At 66.9% G+C, this 18542-nt stretch carries 17 protein-coding genes; 8 read left to right on the top strand and 9 right to left on the bottom strand.

The features are described from left to right. Window positions 1-33: 33 nt before the first annotated feature. The gene (gene yjgA, locus H9654_RS08265; protein WP_191770423.1) at window positions 34-630 is read right to left on the bottom strand and encodes a ribosome biogenesis factor YjgA; all 597 of its coding nucleotides are present in this window, start codon (window positions 628-630) and stop codon (window positions 34-36) included. Window positions 631-698: 68 nt separating this feature from the next. Between yjgA and pmbA the strand changes: the two genes are divergently transcribed. Then, window positions 699-2072 (top strand): metalloprotease PmbA, encoded by a 1374-nt coding sequence (gene pmbA, locus H9654_RS08260; RefSeq protein ID WP_191770421.1) that lies wholly within the window; start codon window positions 699-701, stop codon window positions 2070-2072. 85 nt (window positions 2073-2157) lie between these two features. After that, on the top strand, window positions 2158-2541 hold the full coding sequence (locus H9654_RS08255; protein ID WP_042612249.1) for a DUF4870 domain-containing protein: 384 nt from the start codon (window positions 2158-2160) through the stop codon (window positions 2539-2541). 137 nt (window positions 2542-2678) lie between these two features. On the opposite strand, the gene H9654_RS08250 is transcribed toward H9654_RS08255, so the two are convergent. Continuing rightward, window positions 2679-3332, bottom strand: coding sequence for an isochorismatase family protein (locus H9654_RS08250; RefSeq protein WP_191770419.1), 654 nt, complete (start codon window positions 3330-3332; stop codon window positions 2679-2681). 159 nt (window positions 3333-3491) lie between these two features. Here H9654_RS08250 and H9654_RS08245 point away from each other — a divergent pair, with 159 nt between their 5' ends. Continuing rightward, entirely contained in the window at window positions 3492-4385 is an 894-nt protein-coding gene (locus H9654_RS08245) for a LysR family transcriptional regulator (RefSeq protein ID WP_101100409.1), read from the top strand. Here H9654_RS08245 and H9654_RS08240 read toward each other — a convergent pair. The 3 genes from H9654_RS08240 to H9654_RS08230 form a co-directional block, all read right to left on the bottom strand. After that, entirely contained in the window at window positions 4382-5806 is a 1425-nt protein-coding gene (locus H9654_RS08240; RefSeq protein WP_191770417.1) for a PepSY-associated TM helix domain-containing protein, read from the bottom strand. The genes H9654_RS08245 and H9654_RS08240 overlap by 4 nt on opposite strands. Window position 5807: 1 nt before the next feature. Continuing rightward, entirely contained in the window at window positions 5808-7847 is a 2040-nt protein-coding gene (locus H9654_RS08235) for a TonB-dependent receptor (RefSeq protein WP_191770415.1), read from the bottom strand. Between the two features lie 137 nt (window positions 7848-7984). Then, window positions 7985-8458, bottom strand: coding sequence for a hypothetical protein (locus H9654_RS08230; protein ID WP_318241123.1), 474 nt, complete (start codon window positions 8456-8458; stop codon window positions 7985-7987). Window positions 8459-8682: 224 nt separating this feature from the next. On the opposite strand from H9654_RS08230, the gene H9654_RS08225 reads away from it, so the two are divergent. Continuing rightward, the gene (locus H9654_RS08225) at window positions 8683-9024 is read left to right on the top strand and encodes a hypothetical protein (RefSeq protein ID WP_191770411.1); all 342 of its coding nucleotides are present in this window, start codon (window positions 8683-8685) and stop codon (window positions 9022-9024) included. A gap of 12 nt (window positions 9025-9036) precedes the next feature. Further along, entirely contained in the window at window positions 9037-9432 is a 396-nt protein-coding gene (gene arsC, locus H9654_RS08220) for an arsenate reductase (glutaredoxin) (protein ID WP_191770409.1), read from the top strand. Here arsC and H9654_RS08215 read toward each other — a convergent pair whose 3' ends face one another. Genes H9654_RS08215 through H9654_RS08205 form a run of 3 tightly spaced genes read right to left on the bottom strand, consistent with a single transcriptional unit; the run spans window position 9433 to window position 12318 of the window. Then, window positions 9433-10791 carry a sensor histidine kinase gene (locus H9654_RS08215; protein ID WP_191770407.1) on the bottom strand — a complete coding sequence of 453 codons (1359 nt, stop codon included), beginning with the start codon at window positions 10789-10791 and terminating at the stop codon, window positions 9433-9435. Beyond that, entirely contained in the window at window positions 10778-11491 is a 714-nt protein-coding gene (locus H9654_RS08210; RefSeq protein ID WP_182657121.1) for a response regulator transcription factor, read from the bottom strand. Before H9654_RS08210 ends, H9654_RS08215 begins: the two co-directional genes overlap by 14 nt. A gap of 26 nt (window positions 11492-11517) precedes the next feature. Beyond that, window positions 11518-12318, bottom strand: a complete 801-nt coding sequence (locus H9654_RS08205; RefSeq protein ID WP_182657122.1) for a MipA/OmpV family protein — start codon at window positions 12316-12318, stop codon at window positions 11518-11520. 261 nt (window positions 12319-12579) lie between these two features. On the opposite strand from H9654_RS08205, the gene H9654_RS08200 reads away from it, so the two are divergent. Genes H9654_RS08200 through H9654_RS08190 form a run of 3 tightly spaced genes read left to right on the top strand, consistent with a single transcriptional unit; the run spans window position 12580 to window position 17419 of the window. Then, complete coding sequence (locus H9654_RS08200) at window positions 12580-13212, top strand: TetR/AcrR family transcriptional regulator C-terminal domain-containing protein (protein ID WP_191770406.1); 633 nt, start codon at window positions 12580-12582, stop codon at window positions 13210-13212. Between the two features lie 47 nt (window positions 13213-13259). Then, entirely contained in the window at window positions 13260-14357 is a 1098-nt protein-coding gene (locus H9654_RS08195; RefSeq protein WP_191770404.1) for an efflux RND transporter periplasmic adaptor subunit, read from the top strand. Continuing rightward, the gene (locus H9654_RS08190; protein WP_191770402.1) at window positions 14354-17419 is read left to right on the top strand and encodes an efflux RND transporter permease subunit; all 3066 of its coding nucleotides are present in this window, start codon (window positions 14354-14356) and stop codon (window positions 17417-17419) included. The genes H9654_RS08195 and H9654_RS08190 overlap by 4 nt, the downstream gene beginning before the upstream one ends. Window positions 17420-17475: 56 nt before the next feature. Here H9654_RS08190 and H9654_RS08185 read toward each other — a convergent pair whose 3' ends face one another. Beyond that, entirely contained in the window at window positions 17476-18534 is a 1059-nt protein-coding gene (locus tag H9654_RS08185; protein ID WP_225211939.1) for a LacI family DNA-binding transcriptional regulator, read from the bottom strand. Window positions 18535-18542: the final 8 nt, after the last annotated feature.

Below are 18542 nucleotides of genomic sequence, written 5' to 3'. Positions count from 1 at the left end.
CCATGCTCGGCGGCTTTCCCGGCAGCGCAGGCCTCAGTCCTGGCTGTCGTCCGCGTCTTCTTCCACGGCTTCGGCGTCCTCGCCGCTGTCGGCCACGATCAGCCCCAGCGCGGCCGGCAGCATCAGCGTACGCAGCACCTGGAAGATTTCCCGGTAGGCGCGCGGCGGCTTGTTCTTGGCTTTCTCGGCCTGGGCGTTGCGCACCAGCGTGCGCAGCTCCTGGCGGTCGGCCTGCGGGTATTCGTCCAGCAGCTTGGACAGCGCGGCGTCGCCGTCGCTCATCAGCTTTTCGCGCCAGTCTTCGGCCCGGTGCATCATCGCCACTTCGCGGCGGCCGGTATCGCTGTTGGCGTCCAGCGCCTCGCGGATGGCATCCAGCGTGGCCTCTTCTTCCCGGCGCATGTGCTTGGCCAGGAACGCCAGCTGCCGCTTGTGCGCGATGTGGGCAGTGATCCGCTTGCATTCGGCGATGTGCGGCAGCAGGTCTTCCGGCACCGGCAGGCGCGCCAGCTGCGCAGGAGTCAGCGAAACCAGCTTTTCGCCAAGCGCAAGCACGTCCAGCGCTTCGTTGCGCTTCTGCTTGCGGCTTTTATCGTGGAATTCACCGGTTTCTTCGTCGCGTCCGCGCATCGTCTTTCCTACTTTCGTAAATACGTCGCCCGGCGCAGTGCCGGGCCCAACCTGTACAGGATAAAGCATTGAACGTCATCGCCCCTGAAGCGGCCGCTGCCGCTGGCACCGAGGCCCGGCTGGAACAGCTTGCCGATATCTCCCAGCAGCTGCTGGACCACGCCCGCCGGCTGGGCGCCAGCCAGGCTGAAGTGTCCTGCAGCGAGGACCGCGGGCTGGACGTGAACGTGCGCCTGGGCGAGGTGGAGACGGTGGAATCCACCGCCGACCGGGGGATCGCGGTCACCGTCTACTTCGGCAAGCGCAAGGGCAGCGCCAGCACTGCCGACCTGCAGCCGTCCAGCCTGGTGGCCACGGTGGAGCAGGCCTGCGCGATCGCCCGGCATACCGAAGACGATGCCGCCGCCGGGCTGGCCGACGCCGAGCTGATGGCCCGCGAATTCCCTGAACTGGACAGCTGGCATCCATGGGCGCTGCAGGCCGACCAGGCCATCGACCTGGCGCTGGCCTGTGAGGCGGCCGGCCGCGACAGCGATGCGCGCATCAGCAACAGCGATGGCGCCTCGGCATCGACCGGGCAGAGCCTGTCGGTGTATGCCAACTCGCACGGCTTCTTCGGCCGCGAGCGTGGCACTCACCATTCAATCAGCGTGGCGCTGATTGCCGGGCAGGGCGACGGCATGCAGCGCGATGGCTGGTATACCAGCGCGCTGGCCCGCGAGGACCTGGAAGACCCGGCCGCGGTGGGCCGCAAGGCCGCCGAGCGCACCATCGCCCGGCTGCAGCCGCGTTCGATGGCCACCAGCAGCATGCCGGTGCTGTTCGCACCGGAAGTGGCGCGCAGTCTGGTCGGCCACCTGCTGTCGGCGATTTCGGGCGGCGCGCTGTACCGCCAGTCCAGCTTCCTGCTGGACAGCCTGGGCACTTCCCTGTTCCCGGCCTGGATGCAGATCGACGAGCTGCCGCACCTGCGTCGTGGCCGCCGCTCGGCCGCCTTCGATGGCGACGGCGTGGCGACCCGGACCTCGGCGATCGTGCGCGATGGCGTGCTGCAGCGCTACATCCTAGGCAGTTATTCGGCGCGCAAGCTGGGCTTGCAGACCACCGCCAACGCCGGTGGCGTGCACAACCTGCAGGTGGCCGCCAGCGCACCGGGCCTGGACCTGCATGCCATCGCCCGGCAGATGGGCAACGGCCTGCTGGTGACCGAGCTGATGGGGCAGGGCGTCAACGGCGTGACCGGCGATTACTCGCGTGGTGCCGGCGGCTTCCGCGTGGAGAATGGCGAAATCCTGTCCCCGGTGGACGGCATCACCATCGCCGGCAACCTGCGCGACATGTTCCAGTCCATCGAGGCGATCGGCAGCGACGTGGACGTCCGTTCGCACATCGCCATCGGCTCGCTCCTGATCGGCAAAATGACGGTCGCCGGTAACGACTGACGTCGTTATTGGCGTACTCTTGCCGGGCTGCGACGGCCCACGGGGAGTGGGTCGCGCCGACCCTACACCTTAAAAGGAGTTTTCCGTGAGCGAATTCGACAACGTCACCGCCCCGCCGCCGCCGCCGTCCAGCGTGGAGCCGGCCCCGGCCGACCAGCGCACCATGGCACTGGCCGCGCACCTGCTGGGCATCTTCACCTGGTTCATCGGCGCGCTGGTGATCTGGCTGATCAACAAGGACGACGCCAGCAAGGCCTTCGTCACCGACCAGGCCAAGGAAGCGCTGAACTTCCAGATCACCATCGCCATCGCCATGGCGATCTGCGTGGTGCTGATGATCGTCTTCATCGGCGCCCTGCTGATGCCGGTGGTCGGCGTGTTGAACGTGGTCTTCTGCATCATCGCCGCAGTGAAGTCCAACAACGGCGAAGCCTACCGCTACCCGTTCACCCTGCGCCTGATCAAGTAATCACGGTGGGTGACGACCGTTGGTCGTCACGCTCTGCACAGAATGCCCGGCCATGCCGGGCATTTTTTTTGCGCCGCGCCGCGCGCTCGCCGAGCATGGCTCGGCGCTACCGGTTTCCCGGATCGGATCGCGGAGTATCAGCCCGCGCTCGGCGGCACCGGCGTGTTGAGCAGCTGCTGTTCCCACAGGTAGGCGATTCCGCTGCCGGTGGCGTGCTGCTTGAGCACTTCGGTCAGTTCGGCGGCGTGCTCGGTGCGCGCCCAGTCGCGCTGCCATTCGGCGGCCAATGCCATCCAGGTCATCATGTTGGCGCCGGCCGCGATCATGCGCTGGATCGCCACGTGGTGGGCCTCCACCGAAACCGCGCCGGAGGCATCGGTGATCACGGTGACATCCCAGCCTTCGCCCAGCGCCTGGATTACCGGCATCGCCACGCAGATTTCGGTCCACAGGCCGGCGATGATCAGCTGCTTGCGGCCGGTGGCCTTTACCGCATCGACCACCTTCGGGTCTTCCCAGGTATTGATGAAGGTGCGGTCGATGACCTCCTGGCCGGGGAAAACATCGGTGATGTGCGGGAAGATCAGCCCGCCGCGATCGGCGATCACGCTGGTCAGGATGGTGGGCACCTTGAAGGCCTTGGCTGCCTTGGCCAGCGCCGTCGCGTTGTTCACCACGGCATGCGGGTCGTGGCTGTTGAGGTTTGCCAGCTGGTAGGGCTGGTGGTCGATGAGCACCAGCACGGAATCTTCAGGGCGGAGCAGCGAGGAAAGGCCGTTGCGGAAGGTCATGGAGTCATCCTGTTGCCGAGGGGTGTGCAGCGAAACCGAACCTTGTCATCCCCCCGTCCGGGGCGGTAGAACCCTTTCCTGCCAAGCTGTGTCGCACAATGCGGAACGCGGGACGGGCCCGGCGTGTGTCAGGCTGGCGAGTGGATCCGGGAGGTCACGGTGGATATCGAAGAACTGCGCACGTTCGTGGAAGTGGCCAACGCAGGGGGTGTTTCGCCTGCCGCGCGCCGGTTGAATGTGTCCAAGTCGATCGTCAGCCGGCGGCTGGCCCGGTTGGAGGCAGAGCTGGGTGTGCAGCTGCTGGCACGCACCACGCGCGGCGCAGCGCTGACCGAAGCCGGTGCCACCTTCCGCGATCATGCGGCGAAGGCCTGCGCGGAGATCGATGCGGCGCGCGATGCGATCCTGCCCAGTGGTGACCTGCGCGGTCGCCTGCGGGTTGCCGCTCCGCTGACGTTTGGCCCGACCCACTTCGCTTCGGTGTTCGCCGAAATGGCGCGGCGCCATCCGCAACTGCATGTGCACGCGTCCTACAGCGACCGCTTCGCAGACCTGGTGGCGGAGGGATTCGACTGCGCGATCCGCGTGGGTTACCTGCCTGATTCCAACCTGGTCGCCCGCTGCGTGGGACCGCTGTACGGGAAGCTCGTCGCCAGTCCGGCGTATGTGGCGGCGCATGGCGCGCCGGAAACGCCGGACGAAGTGTTGGCGCATGAGGCGCTGATGCAGGGCACCGAAGCCTGGCAGTTCAGCGATGGCGATGCCGTGGTGACCGTGCATCCGCGTGGGCGCTTCAAGGCCGACAACGGCACTGCGCTGATTGCCGCGGCGGTGGCGGGGCTGGGCATCGCCTGGCTGCCCGATGGACTCACCCAGCCGTACCTGGATGCTGGCACGCTGGTGCCGGTGATGCCGCGTTATCCGCCGCCGGCAGCCGGTATCTACGTGATCCGTCCGCCGGGCCCGCACCCCTCGCTGAAGGTGCGGGCGCTGACCGAACTGCTGATTTCCTGCTTCGACGACGGGGCGCAGGAAGCAGCGTTTCGCCGCTAGCTGCTGCGCCAGCCGCGGGTCAGGATGAAATCGAGCACGCCGATGACCAGCAGCGACAGTCCCATCAGCGGGAACAGGATGCCGCCGATGCACAGCAGCGCGAACACGATGGCGACCGTGCGTTTCGCATGCGGCAGGGGAGGACTGCCGATGCCACCGGCGGGACGGCGTTTCCACCACATCACCGCGCCGCTGACGCACAGCAGGAAGATTGCCGCGCAGGCCATCAGCAGCAACAGCCGGTTGACGGTGCCGTATTGCTGGCCCAGGTGCACGTTGATGCCCCATTCGAGTCCCCGACCAAGCGCGCCGTAGTCGGCGTAGTCCATGTCCAGCAGGATGCGGCCACTGTACTGGTCCATGTGCACGACGCGTTGCAGGCTGACCCGCTCCGGATAGACCGACGCGGAGTACACCCCCATCGGGCCACGCGGCAGCGCCACACTGTAACCGGGTGCCATGCCGATCCCGTTGAAGCGCTCCAGCGCGGCGTCGATGCCGATGGCTCCGGGCTGCGGGGCGAGATCACCGGACACCCTGCCGCCGTGACCTTCATGGCCCTCGTGGGCCTGCTGCTGTGGCGGCGCGGCGTGCTGCGCAGGGGCGACGTGCGAGGTCGGCAGCCTTGCCTGCTCCATCGACCAGCTGGTGGCGGTGGTATCGGCCAGGCGCTGGTCGGACATCGGTACGTCCACCCGCACGCCAGCCGGGTATCCAACGTCGTGGCCGTTTGCCCAGACGTTGACCTGCTTGCCCCAGAGCAGCGACCACGGCATGCCGGTCAGGGCCAGGAACAGCAGCACCGCACCCACCCACACGCCGGTCACCGCATGCAGGTCACGCCAGAACAGGCGCTGGGCAGGTCGCCCGCGTACGCTGCTGACGCCGCCACGCTGCCCGCGCGGCCACCACAGGAGAACCCCGGTGATCACCAGCAGGATCGCCCAGCCTGCGGCGATTTCGATCAACGCGCTGGCCCAGCTTCCGATCAGGTCCAGGCTGTGCAGCCTGCGCACCACGCCGGAGAAGGTGCCCTTGTCCGGCAGCGAGCCCAGCACCCGCGCGGTGCCGGGGTCGACGTAGTACACATCGCGCGCTCCATCGGCCTGCTGCACGCCGATTTCCACGCTCCCATCGACGCGCTCGGGCAGGGTGTAACGGAACGTTCGTCCTGCTGCGACGGCTTCAACGGCGGCGATCTGGGCACTCGCTGATGTGGGCATGCCGTGCGCGGGCTGCACCACTTTCAGATCGTGGTGGATCCAGCGGTCGATCGGTTTCTGGTACAGATACGCCGCGCCGGTCACCGCCAGCCATGCGATGAACGGCAGCACGAACAGGCCGGCATAGAAGTGCCACCGCCACACTGCACGATGGAAGCGCCAGCGATCAGTCGGGCTGCGGGCAGGCGTGGTCTGCATGTCAGATATCCCGTGTCCAGCTCAGGTAGAGCGCGCGTCCATCACCGGGTGAGTAACCGGAGGAACCGCTGTCATACCAGGCATAGACATAGAAACGGTCGGTCGCGTTCTTCAGCTGCAGGGCCACGCGGTTACGGTTGTCCACGTGGTAGGTCGCGCTCAGGTTCATCAGCACGTAGCCGCCATGACGGCCGAGCGTATTGCTCCGTTCCACGAAGTAATCGCCCTGCCCGTTGCCCCATGCGCTGAAGCTCCAGTCCACCCGCGGCGCGTACTCCACGCCGGCACTGGCCAGCCAGTTCGGCACGTTCTCGATCTGCCTGCCACGCGTCTGCGGCGCGCTCGGGTCGGCCACGGTGATCACCGCTTTCTGGCGCGAATACGCGCCCCAGGCCCGCCACTGCTCGTTGGCCTGCCAGCTCAGCTGGGCATCCCAGCCGCGCCGCAGCGTCTGGCCGACATTGCCGACTTCATTGGCACCGATCGCGCCGTTGACGCCCAGGATGGTGGCCACTTCATCCGATGCGCGCTGCTCCCAGTACGCCACGCGGGTCTGCAGCCCCGGCAGCGGCGTCCACTTGAGCCCGCTTTCCCAGCCTTCATTGCGCGAGGGCAGCACGTTGTTGGCCTGGATACGGTAAGCACCGTTGCCACTGCCGATCTGGAACGTGCGACCCCAGTTTGCATATGCCACGGTGCGGGCGCCCAGGTCGTAGGACGCGCTCAGCTTCGGCTGCTTGATGAGGCCATAGCGGTAAGCGGGTGCATGGCTGCCATCGGTGCGGTTGCGGAACCCTCCGTCGATCTGGTCCACCCGGTACGCCGGTACGATCTTGAGCGCTTCAACCGGCTTGACCACGGCCTGCACATACGCGCCCTGCGTGTCGAGGTCGAAGCTCCAGTCACGCAGGGTGCTCTGGCGCTCGCGTGCCACGGTGCGGTAGCGGGCGGCAAGATTGTCCTGCCACTGCGCGTCAACGCCGGCATCCAGCACCAGCTCCGCCAGCGAGGTAGAAGGGCGCCAGGTGGTGTTGAGGATCACGCCGCGGTGCGTCTCGTCGTTGAAGCGCTCCTGCTGTGCGCCGCCCGCGGTGAAGGTCACCCAGCGCTGGTTGCGGTAGTCATTCTGGTAGGCCTTGGCATTCCAGCTCCAGCCGTTGCCCAGCTGGCCATCGGCATGCAGTGAGGTCTGCACGGTCCGGCGCTCACTTCGGTCATCGCGCGCGTAATCGGGGGATTGCGTTGGATTGGCCTGCACTTCGGCGTAATTCAGGTAGCCGGCTTCCAGCGCGGTGTTCTTGTAATAGCGGGTGCTCAGCCCCGCACGCCACTGGTCTTCTTCGTTGCTGTAGAACCACTTGCCGGCGAAGCTGCGCTGGTTGGCTTCGGCATGGTCGCGCTCACCCTCGGAGCCGCGCCAGCCGACAAAATAGTTCTGCGCCCACGCGCCCTTTTCGAATCCCTTGGCGATCTGGATATCGCGGGTACCGAAGCTGCCGACGGTGAGGCTGGCCTGCCCATCGTTGCCGCCCTGGCGGGTCAGGACGTTCACGTCGCCGGCGATGGCATGCAGGCCATAGCGGGCATCGTTGGTGCCGCGGACGATTTCCAGTGCACTGATGTCCAGCGGGAACACCGCATCCAGGTAGGGCATCCCACCAGCATTGTCATTGCTGGGAATACCGTCGATCAGCAGCTTGACCGCGTTGATGCGGCCTTCGCCGTTGAAGCCCCGGAAGGAGAAGCGGCCGGCATCGGTGCCCATCTTGAACTGGGTCACCTGCACGCCGGGGGCGTTCATCAGCAGCTCCCAGCTGTGGTCGACTTTCTGCCGCTGCAGCAGGTCACCGCCGATGACGTCCACCGAAGTGAACACCAGGCGTGCCGGCAGCTCCCGCTGCGCCGTCGCGCGGGCGTGGACGGTGCCCAACGTCAGTGCGGTTCCATCCTGCGCGACTGCCACCGAAGGTAAGGCGGCCGCGCACGCCAGTGCCGCCAGGATCGCCGTTGGCAGCGGCTGCTTTGGTTGAAGTTTTTTCATGGTCCACAACATCGAAATGCCGCGACCGGGGGCGGTCGGGACAGGCAGAAGATCCGGTGCGTCAGCCCGGTGGAAGGGAAGTCGGGGATTCAGTCATTACTCGACGTGCAGCATGCAGCCGCAGGCCGGGGACTGAATCAGCAGGCGATGGCCGGCGGACCGCGGGCGCCCAGCGTGCCCAGCGCAGGAGCGGGCCGGGTCGGGTGACGTGCCGTGATCGTGCCGAAGGCTGCGGGCCAGACAGTGAGCAACAGCAGCAGCGCGACCAGCAGGCTGATCATCCGCGCAGCCATGAGGCAGTAGTCGCACTCCACGCCCATCTCATGCTTGGCGTGGGGATCGGCGGAGGCGGGCGCTACGGACTCGCTTGAAGCGGCGTGCGACGGCGGCTGCGCTGCCGTCATGTCGTGATGCATGGCGTGCTGCATGCCATGGTGCATATCGTGTGCGCTGCCCATGTGCGGGTTCGCGGCAGCTTCCACGGGCGCCAGGGCAGCCGTTGGCGCGGGATGCTCCGCCAGCGAACGGCTGATCAGCGGCGCCACCATCACCAGGGCCATGGCCAGGCATGCCCAGGCGTGGAGCCAGCGGTGGAAGAGGGGCGAGCGCACGACTTGGATTCTAGGGGAAGCCAGCGGGATCAGCGCGTGAGAGGGCCGTTTACCTGCCTGCTGCGACGCTTTGTCACACCTGGGCCCGGGGTCACCAGCGCAGGGATGCTGCCAATTACGCCTCGGTTGAATATAGTGAGCCCGGGCGCGCCCTGTGCAGGGGGATGGATCGCAGGGCCCGCATCGAAACCCGTGGTTCAAACCGCTGACAGAAAGGACGCTTCGTGAGCCCGGAAACCATCCTTGCAGGCGTCGCTGCCGCAGTCGTCATTCTGGGGCTGATGGGATCGTTCTGGCCCAAGCGCAAGCCACCGCACATGGTGTTCAAATGTGGACGTTGCAACACCGCCAGCCGACACAGCAATCGCACCATCGAAGCATGGCGTCGTGGGAAAACACGGTTCTTCTGCCCGCCCTGTCACCTGAAGTGGCTGCAATCCCAGCCCCGACGTGAGCCCGATACGTATGCCGGCCAGGGACGTGGCGGTGGTTCGGGGTGCCTGGGCGTGTTTGTGATTCTGGGTTTTCTGCCCGCCGGTGGCATGCTGGCGTGGGTCTTCGTCTGAACAGGAAAACGCATGAACGCGGTGATTTATCACAACCCCCGCTGCGGAACCTCGCGCAATACGCTTGCGCTGATCCGTCATGCAGGCATTGAGCCTGAGGTGATCGAGTATCTCGCCGATCCGCCGGACAGGAGCCGGCTGGTTGACCTGATCACGGCTGCTGGCCTTGGCGTGCGCGATGCCATCCGGCAGAAAGGTACGCCTTACCTGGAGCTCGGTCTGGACGACGCCACCCTCAGTGATGACGACTTGCTGGATGCGATGCTGGCCAATCCGATCCTGATCAACCGCCCCTTCGTGCAGACTGACATGGGAACGCGATTGTGCCGGCCTTCGGACGTGGTGTTGCAGATCCTGCCGCCGATCACCAGGCCATTCACCAAGGAAGATGGCGAAGTGGTCGGCTGATCATTCCACTCCGCCGTTGGTTTCCACCACGAAACACGCGCCGGATGAGCCACTGACGGGCTCAAGCCTGATCGCCCACCCATGCGACAGGCAGATTTCCAGGCAGATGGACAGGCCCAGTCCGGCACCGCGGCCGTCCCGTGCAGTGCCGCGCCAGAAGCGTTTGAACAGGTGTGGACGGTCCGCCTCAGCGATGCCGCATCCCTGGTCGCGCACGCTGAAGCCATCCGGCTGAAGTGCGATGGTGATCGTGCTGCCCGCCGGGGAATGGTGCAGCGCGTTCTCCAGCAGGTTCTTGACCAGCACGAACACCGCCGACGCATCGGCTTCCACGGCAGTCGAGGGCACGCTGGCCGGCAGCACCGCCACATGCACCGCGTGCTGCGCGGACAGCCGTGACAGATAGTCCACGGTATCGCTGACTACCGCGCGCAGGTGGATTGGCGTGAACGTGTAGTTATGCCCCTCGCTGACTTCGGCCAGGTGCAGCAGCTGGTGCACCTGGCGCGCCATCTGTTCGGTGTCACGCAGCAGCAGCGGTGTGTTGGGGGCGCCGCTGAGTTCGATCCCGGCCTGCAGCAGTGCGAGGGGGGTTTTCAGTTCGTGGGCGGCGGCGGCAAGGAAGTCCTGCTGCACGCGGAAGCCCTGTTGCAGGCGTTCCAACGCGGCGTTGAACGCATCGATCAACGGCACCACTTCGGAGGGCAACCCGTCGCTGCGCAGGCGTGCGTCCAGGTTGCGTGGACCGACCCGCGCCGCCATGCGGGAGGCCTGCCGCAGCGGCCGCAGCATGCGGTTGACGGTGAGGGTGATTACCAGCGCGAAGGTCAGCAGGGCGAGGATGACCACCGCCGCGCCGGCACGCAGGTACAGCTTGTCTGCATGGTTTTTCAGGGTGATCACCAGCCGGTCGCTGCGTGCGATGTTTGCCACGTAGGAGGTTCCGGCATGATCGATCCGGGCGTGGATCACCTGCAGCGCGATGTCTCCCCCGGGGTTGGGGACGGTCATCCGCGTTGCGCCGGCAGCAACGCGCTTCAATGCGTCCAGCGCGGGACTGGGGCGGCTGCTGGCGACCGTGCGGCCTTGCGCGTCGGTGATCCAGTAGGCCGCATCACGGGGCATGGCGTCGTATACGTTGCCGGCCTGTGGCGGCAGCACCACGTGCAGGCTGCCAGTGGCATCCGGCCGAAGGCCTGCCTGCACCTCATCGACCTCTTCCAGCAGTTCCTCGCGCACGGCGTCTTCCGGCGTGCTCATCCTTACCCAGGCGGTGACCGCAACTGCGGCGGCCGCTGCGGCCAGCAGCGCCAACAGCGTGGCCAGCATCAGGCGTGCGCTGAGGCTACGCGGAAGCATCGGCTATCCGCAGCGCAAAGCCCAGGTTGCGCACGTTCACCACCGACAGGCCCGATTCAATGGCCGCCAGCTTGCGGCGCAGCCGGTGCAGCGCCACGTCCAGCGCATTCGGGGTCACCGCTTCACCAACACCCCACGCGGCCGCTTCCAACGTGCTGCGGCGGACCACCTGGCCAGCGGCGTGCACCAGCGAGAGGATGATCTGCAGCTCCGCCGGGGCCAGGCTGATCTGCTCGTCGCCGCAGCGCATGCAGCCTTCCGCAGCCTTCACGTACAGGCCTTGGTGGGACACATCCAGCTCGCGCAGTTCCGATGGACGTCGCATCAGCGCACGCACGCGTGCGGTCAGCTCCTCAATGGCGAAGGGCTTGGGAAGATAATCATCGGCCCCGGCATCGAGTCCATCGACGCGATCGTGCAGGCCATCGCGGGCCGTCAGCATGAGGCAGGGAATTCGGTTGCCGGCCGCACGCATCCGGCGTACGAGGTCCAGGCCATCGCCATCCGGCAGGCCGCGGTCGATCACCGCCGCCGCATAACCGTGCCGCGCAAGCGCATGCCAGGCTGTTTCCACCCCCGGGTAGACATCCACCGCAATGCCCGCCGCGCCCAGCCCGCGCTCTACCAGGCTGGCCAGGCGGGGATGGTCTTCGATCAGGGCGATGCGGTTGGGCAGGGCAGCGAGCGGGGGCGGTGGCATGCAGGACGATACCGGGGGGCGGGAGGTCAGAAACTGCGGGTGATGCCGATCCGCAGGCCAGCCGAGCCATCCGTATCGGGCTCGCTCAGCGGGCTGTCGGTGATTTCATTCGGCAGGAATCTGTAGTCGACCCCGCCCATCAGGCGCCACTTGTCGCCCAGCGGGCGCGAGAAGCCGACGCTGATCTGCGGTACCACCGCCGATCCCGGCTGGTAGCGTGCCACACCGCGTGCGACTTCTTCATCCAGCGTGCCATGGTAATACTTGACCACGTCGCCGGACATCCAGCGCACCCCGACCCCCGGAACGAGGGTGGTACGTCCCCAGGTGAGGGCGTACGCATAGTCGGCGGCGATTTCGTAGCCGCCGCTGGTATCGGTGACATCGGCCACTGCGCTCAGCTTGAACTCGCCGGCACGGCTGCTCCAACTGGCCGCCAGGCCCGCATCGAGGCCGTCGTCGCGGTCCTCAAGCAGGGTCCGATCGACCCCGTTGTCGGCCAGCTCGCGGCGCCCCAGATCCTTGATGTCGACGCCGTCGAAGCGGCCGGCCAGCACGGCATCCAGGGTGAACGATTCGCCCTTGAACAGGTGCACGCCGCCGCTCACGCCGCGCCAGAAGATCCGCTCGCCTTCGAAGGTCACCAGCGGCAGCGGACGCACGCGGGTGCCTTCGCCGGCATACGGGCTCTGCCTGGCCGCGGCGGCCACGCCGATCGACCAGCGGTCGTTCTCCGCCTTGGCCAGCAGATCGCCGGTGCTGGAGGTGTTCTGCGCGAGGGCCGCGGCCGGCAGCAGGAAGGGAACGGACACTACGTACTTGAGCATCGGAAGGGCTTCGCGGGGGAGAGTGCGCCGAGTCTTGCCGGGGCTGACTTACAGGCGACTTACCGAGGGTGTCCAAGTGGCGGATGGTTCAGGCAGGGGCAAAGGCGTGACGACCAACGGTCGTCACCCACCGAAGCAGGTCGTCACCCCACCGAAACGGGTCGTCACCCACCACGGCGGGGCGTCACCCCACCGGGGCGCTTGCGGCGGCCAACCTAACACTGTTAGATTCGCCCCCTAACAACGTTAGGTAGAAACTTCGTGCGCCAACCGATTGCCCGTGAACAGATCGTCGGGGCGGCCTTCCGGATACTCGACGAGGCCGGCCTGGAGGGGCTCACCCTGCGCAAGGTGGCCTGTTCGCTGGGCATCCGTGCGCCGTCGCTGTACTGGCACTTCAAGAGCAAGCAGGCGCTGATTGATGCCATGGCCGACGCGATGATCGCCGACGTGGCGCAGGCCGTTCCCGATGGCCAGTCCTGGCGCCAGACCCTGCTGCAGATCGCACGCGAGTTCCGCGTCGCGTTCAAGGCGCGGCGTGATGGCGCACGGGTGTATGCCGGGACCTTCCTGGCCACCGAAAACGTGCTGCGCGTGGGCGAGGCCAGCATCGCCGCACTGGTTGGCGCTGGTGCATCGGCCTGCTTTGCCGCCACCACGGCGATGGACATCGTGTACTACACGATGGGCTATGTCATCGAAGAACAGTCCTGGCCCGGCGACGGCAGCATGGAAGCGTTGGGTGAGGCGTTCATGGCGCTGGCCGAGCAGCGTTTCCCGCATTGCTGGGAAGCGCGCGAGGTCTGGCGCGAAGTCGATTTCGATACCCGTTTTGAACAGGGCCTGGCGCTGATGCTGGACGGCATCGAACTGCGGCTTGGCCGCACCCCCTGACTCCCGCATTCCTTTTGAACCTGATGCCTCCACACGGAAAGCCACACATGCGTGCACCCTTTTTGATCCTGCTGGTTTTCCTGCTCGCCGGCTGCGGCGGCAAGGACGAAGCGGCCGATGAAACCGCAGCCGACAGCTCCGCGCTTCCGGTATCGCTGGCGCCCGCGCAGCAGCAGGCGATGGCGCGCACGGTGCTGGTGTCCGGGCCGGTCACTGCCTACGAGGAAATGCAGCTGGGCGTGGAAATCAGCGGCCAGCGTGTCACCGCGCTGCCGGTGGACGTGGGCCAGTGGGTGAAGAAGGGCCAAGTGCTACTGCAGCTGGACCATCGCACGCTGGACAGCGAACTGGCGCAGGCCGATGCCTCGCTGCGGCAGGCGCAGGCTTCGCAGGAACTGGCACGGATGAACTACGAGCGCAGCGCCAAGCTGGCCGCCCAGCAGTTGATCAGCGCCAGCAGCCTGGACGAGCTGCGCGCCAACCGCATCAATGCCGAAGCCCAGACTGCCACCGCCCGTGCCGCGCGCGATGCAGCCAAGCTGCGGCGTGACTTCGCCGACCTGCGCGCGCCGGCCGATGGCCTGATCTCCAAGCGGCTGGTGCAGCCCGGCCAGGTGGTATCGGCCGGCACCGAGCTGCTGCGCCTGATCCGCGATGGTCGCCTGGAATGGCGCGCCGAACTGCCGGAAAACCAGCTGGCCGACGTCGCCGTAGGCAACACCATCGAACTGCGTTACGCAGGCCAGGTGGTCACCGGCAGCATCCGCGCGGTCACCCCCGGCGTGGACGCGCAGACCCGCACCGGCACCCTGTACGCGGACCTGCCCACGCCCGGGCCGCTCAAGCCCGGCGTCTACGTGGAAGGCCGCATCGTCACCGGTGACGGGCAGGCGCTGACCATCCCGACTGCGGCGATCGTGCAGCGCGACGGCCACAATTACGTGTTCACCGTCACCGACAAGCAGCAGGCCAGCCGCCACCGCGTCAGCACCGGGCAGGCCGTGCAGGGCCGCACCGCCATCCTGGAAGGCCTGAAGGCCGGCGACCAGGTGGTGGTGGAAGGCGCGGGCTTCCTGGGTGAGGGCGACCGCGTGCGCGTGGTCACCACGCCGAAGGCCAGCGATGCGAAGGCGGCTGCGCAATGAATTTTTCCGCCTGGGCGATCAAGCGCCCGCTTCCCGCGCTGCTGATCTTCTTCGTGCTGTGCGTGGCCGGACTCTGGGGCTTCTACCAGTTGCCGGTAGCGCGTTTCCCGGACATCGCCTTCCCGATGACCACCGTGACGGTGACCCAGCCCGGCGCCTCGCCGAGCCAACTGGAAGCAGAGGTCACGCGCAAGGTCGAAGACTCGGTCGCTACCGTCAACAACGTCAAGCGCGTGATGTCCTCGGTGAGCGAGGGCGTCAGCACCACCACCATCGAGTTCCAGCTGGAAGCGGACCTCGCCACTGCACTGGATGACACCCGCGATGCGGTCACGCGCATCCGCACCGACCTGCCGCAGGACATCCAGGAACCGGTCATTTCCAAGGTCGATATCGGCGGCTCGCTGATGACCTACGCGCTGGTCGCACCGCACATGAGCAGCGACGAAGCCAGCTGGTTCGTCGACCGCGATATCGCGCGCGCCATGTACGGTGTACCCGGCGTGGCCCAGGTCACCCGGGTGGGCGGCGTGGAGCGCCAGGTACGCGTGGACCTGGACCCCAACGCGCTGATCGCCATGGGCATCACCGCCGGCGATGTCTCCCAGCAGCTGGCGCGCATCCAGGTGGAGCGCGCGGGCGGCAAGGCCGAGATAGAAGGCGCCCAGCAGACCATCCGCACGCTGGGCACGGTAAGCGATGCGCAGGCGCTGCGTGACTATTCCATCGCGCTGCCGGATGGCCGCGCGGTGCGTCTTTCCACGCTGGCCACGGTGACCGACGCGGCCGCCGACCCGACCGAAGCGGCGCTGCTTGATGGCAAGCAGGTCGTGGCGTTTTCGATGTCGCGTACGCGCGGCTCCAGCGAGGTCAAGGTGGAAGCCGGCGTGCATGCCGCGCTGGACAAGATCAAGGCGGACCATCCCGGCATTGATTTCCGGCTGGTCACCACCGCCATCGACGAAACCCACCGCTCCTACGATTCGTCGATGACGATGCTGTGGGAGGGCGCGCTGCTGGCCCTGCTGGTGGTGTGGCTGTTCCTGCGCGACTGGCGTGCCACCTGGGTAGCTGCGCTGGCGTTGCCGTTGTCGATCATTCCCACGTTCGCGGTGATGTACTTCTTCGGCTTCACGCTGAACATCATCACCCTGCTGGCGTTGTCGGTGGTGGTTGGCATCCTGGTCGACGATGCCATCGTGGAAATCGAGAATATCGTGCGCCACCTGCGCATGGGCAAGCCGCCACTGGAAGCTGCGCGCGAAGCGGCCGGCGAGATCGGCAATGCGGTCATCGCCACCTCGCTGACGCTGGCCGCGGTATTCGTGCCGGTGGCCTTCATGCCCGGCATCGCCGGCAAGTTCTTCCGTGAGTTCGGCTGGACAGCGGCAACCGCAGTGCTGTTCTCACTGCTGGTGGCGCGCCTGCTCACCCCGATGATGGCCGCCTACCTGCTCAAGCCCCATGGCGAAGAGAAGCCGGATTCGCGCCTGATGGTCTGGTACCTGGGCTGGGTGGACGCAGCGCTGCGCCACCGTGGCCGGACGCTGTGGTTGGCCACCGGTCTGTTCGTGGCCTCGCTGGGGCTGGTGCCGTTCATCCCGGCCACCTTCATCCCGCAGTCCGACCTGGGCCGCAGCAACCTCAACCTGGAACTGCCGCCCGGCACGCGCCTGCAGGACACCGTGGCGGTGGCCGAACGTGCCCGCGCGCTGCTCACCGACATGCCGGAACTCAAGCAGGTCTACACCGCCGTGGGCAGCGTGCTGGATCTCGGCGACCCCGGCGCCACCGGCGTGGGCGAGCCGCGCAAGGCGACGCTGGTGCTGGACTGGGGATCGGCCGATGACCGTGACCGCGACCAGCGCGCACTCGAACGCGAGGCCCGGCACAAGCTGGCCAACCTGCCCGGCGTGCGCGTGAGCTACGTGAGTTCCGAACCGGGCAACCTGCTTCAGTTGGTGCTGTCCGGTGATGATCCGCAACGCCTGCAGGAGGCCTCCACCGCGCTGGAGCGCGACCTGCGTGGCATCCAGGGACTGGGCAGCGTGAGCTCCACCGCCTCGCTGTTGCGGCCGGAAGTGCAGATCGTTCCGGACTCGGCGCGCGCCGCCGATCTGGGCGTGGCAACGGCCGACATCGCCGAAGCCGCACGCATCGCCACCGCCGGCGACTACGAACAGCGCCTGGCCAAGCTCAACCTGCCGGACCGCCAGGTGCCGATCCGCGTGGGCTTCGCCGAAGCGACGCTGGCCAACCCGGCGTTGATCAGCCAGTTGCGCGTACCGGGGCGCGATGGTCCGGTGCCGCTGGCGGCCGTGGCCGATATCCAGCAGGGCAGTGGCCCGTCGCAGATCTCGCGCTACCAGCGCCAGCGCAACGTCACCCTCACCGCCGAACTCAACGGCCGTCCGCTGGGCGAGGTGATGGCTGAAGTGCAGGCATTGCCTGGGGTGAAGCAGTTGCCGCCGGGCGTGAGCTTCCTCAACACCGGCGATGCCGAAGTGTTCGTGGAGCTTTTCATCGGCTTCATGCTGGCCATGGCGGCCGGTCTGGTCTGCATCTACATGGTGCTGTTGCTGCTGTTCAACCATGCGCTGATGCCGGTCACCATCCTGGCGGCGGTGCCGCTCTGCGCCGGTGGTGCGTTCGGTGCGCTGCTGATCACCCAGAACATGCTGTCGCTGCCGGCGTTGATCGGCCTGCTGATGCTGATCGGCATCGCCACCAAGAACTCGATCCTGCTGGTGGACTACGCGGTGATCGCCGAGGACGAGCACGGCATGAGCCAGCACGATGCACTGGTGGATGCCTGCCGCAAGCGTGCACAGCCGATCATCATGACCACGCTGGCGATGGGCGCAGGCATGATGCCGATCGCGCTGGGTTTTGCGGGTGACTCCAGCTTCCGCGCGCCGATGGCGATCGCGGTGATCGGTGGGTTGATCACCTCCACGCTGCTCAGCCTGATCGTGATCCCGGCCGCGTTCACGGTGGTGGATGATCTGGGGGAGTGGATGTCACGCAGGTTCCGGCGGAAGTCTTCGCATCCTGCCACCTAGCCCGGTAGCGCCGACCATGGTCGGCGGCATCCATCGCCACCCGGCCGCGTGAACCGTCACTGCGCTGCCGGCGCCTTGCGCTGCATCTGTTGCGGTGTCTGCAGCAGCGTCCGGGTAGTCGCACGCAGCACCAGCGTGGACGGTACGCTTACGCTGCTGGCAGGCGGGTCATTGCCCAGCATTTCCACGCACTGGCGGCCGAGCAGGGTCATGTCCTGGGCAAATGTGGTGAGGCGGTTCTGCTGCCATGCCGCCATGGGAATGTCATCGCAGCCAATGACCTGGATGTCCTCGGGCACGCGCAACCCGGGCACGGTCCTGATGGCGTCCAGTGCGCCGATGGCCACCAGGTCGTTCACGCAGAACAGCCCGTCGGGCCGCGCCCCGGATGCCAGCAGTTGCACCATTGCGGCGTAACCTTCTTCATAGGTGAATCCGGCCACGGCGCGCTGCGGTGTGGGCAGTCCGCGGGCGACAACGCGCTTGCTGAAGCCGCTTTCGCGTTCGCGCTGTGATGGGTTATCGCGCCCTGCCAGATACGCCAGCTGCGTGCAGCCCCTGTCCACCAGCGCGTTCGCAGCGTCCCGGCCGATGGCCCGGTTCGACGTGGATACCACCCTTAGCGTGCCGAACTGGCGGGAGTTCACCGCCACCACCGGAATGCCGAGCTGATCGAGCCGGTCGGCGACCTTGGCCGAACGCACCGCCAGTACGCTGATGGCGCCATCGATCCGGTAGCGCGACAGGTCATCGACGCGATCCCCCAGGTTCTCGTCGCTGCCGGCATCGACCAGTACCGCTTCCAGCCGACGTTCCTTCAGGGCGGTGGTGATGCCGTGGAGAATCCCTGCGTAAACCGGATTGTAGAAGCCGCCCATGACCACCGCGACCAGGCCTGAGCGGCCTGTCTGCAGGATCGCCGGCAACGCGTTGGGCCGGTACTTGAGCTGGTCCGCAGCGGCCAGGACCTTTTCCCGCACCGCCAGGGACACGGACGCCCCGGGCGTGAAGACCCGGGAGACCGTGGACTGGGAAACGCCGGCCAACCGTGCCACGGACCAGGAAGAGACCTGCGATCGCCGTTTTCCGTTCGATGTCGAGCCTGCAGGACACATGGATGCAC

The sequence above is a fragment of the Stenotrophomonas lacuserhaii genome, assembly GCF_014836545.1.
GTDB classification, from domain to species: domain Bacteria; phylum Pseudomonadota; class Gammaproteobacteria; order Xanthomonadales; family Xanthomonadaceae; genus Stenotrophomonas; species Stenotrophomonas lacuserhaii.
Note: the sequence above shows the minus strand (reverse complement) of the source record. Positions and strands in the feature narration are given on the sequence as shown.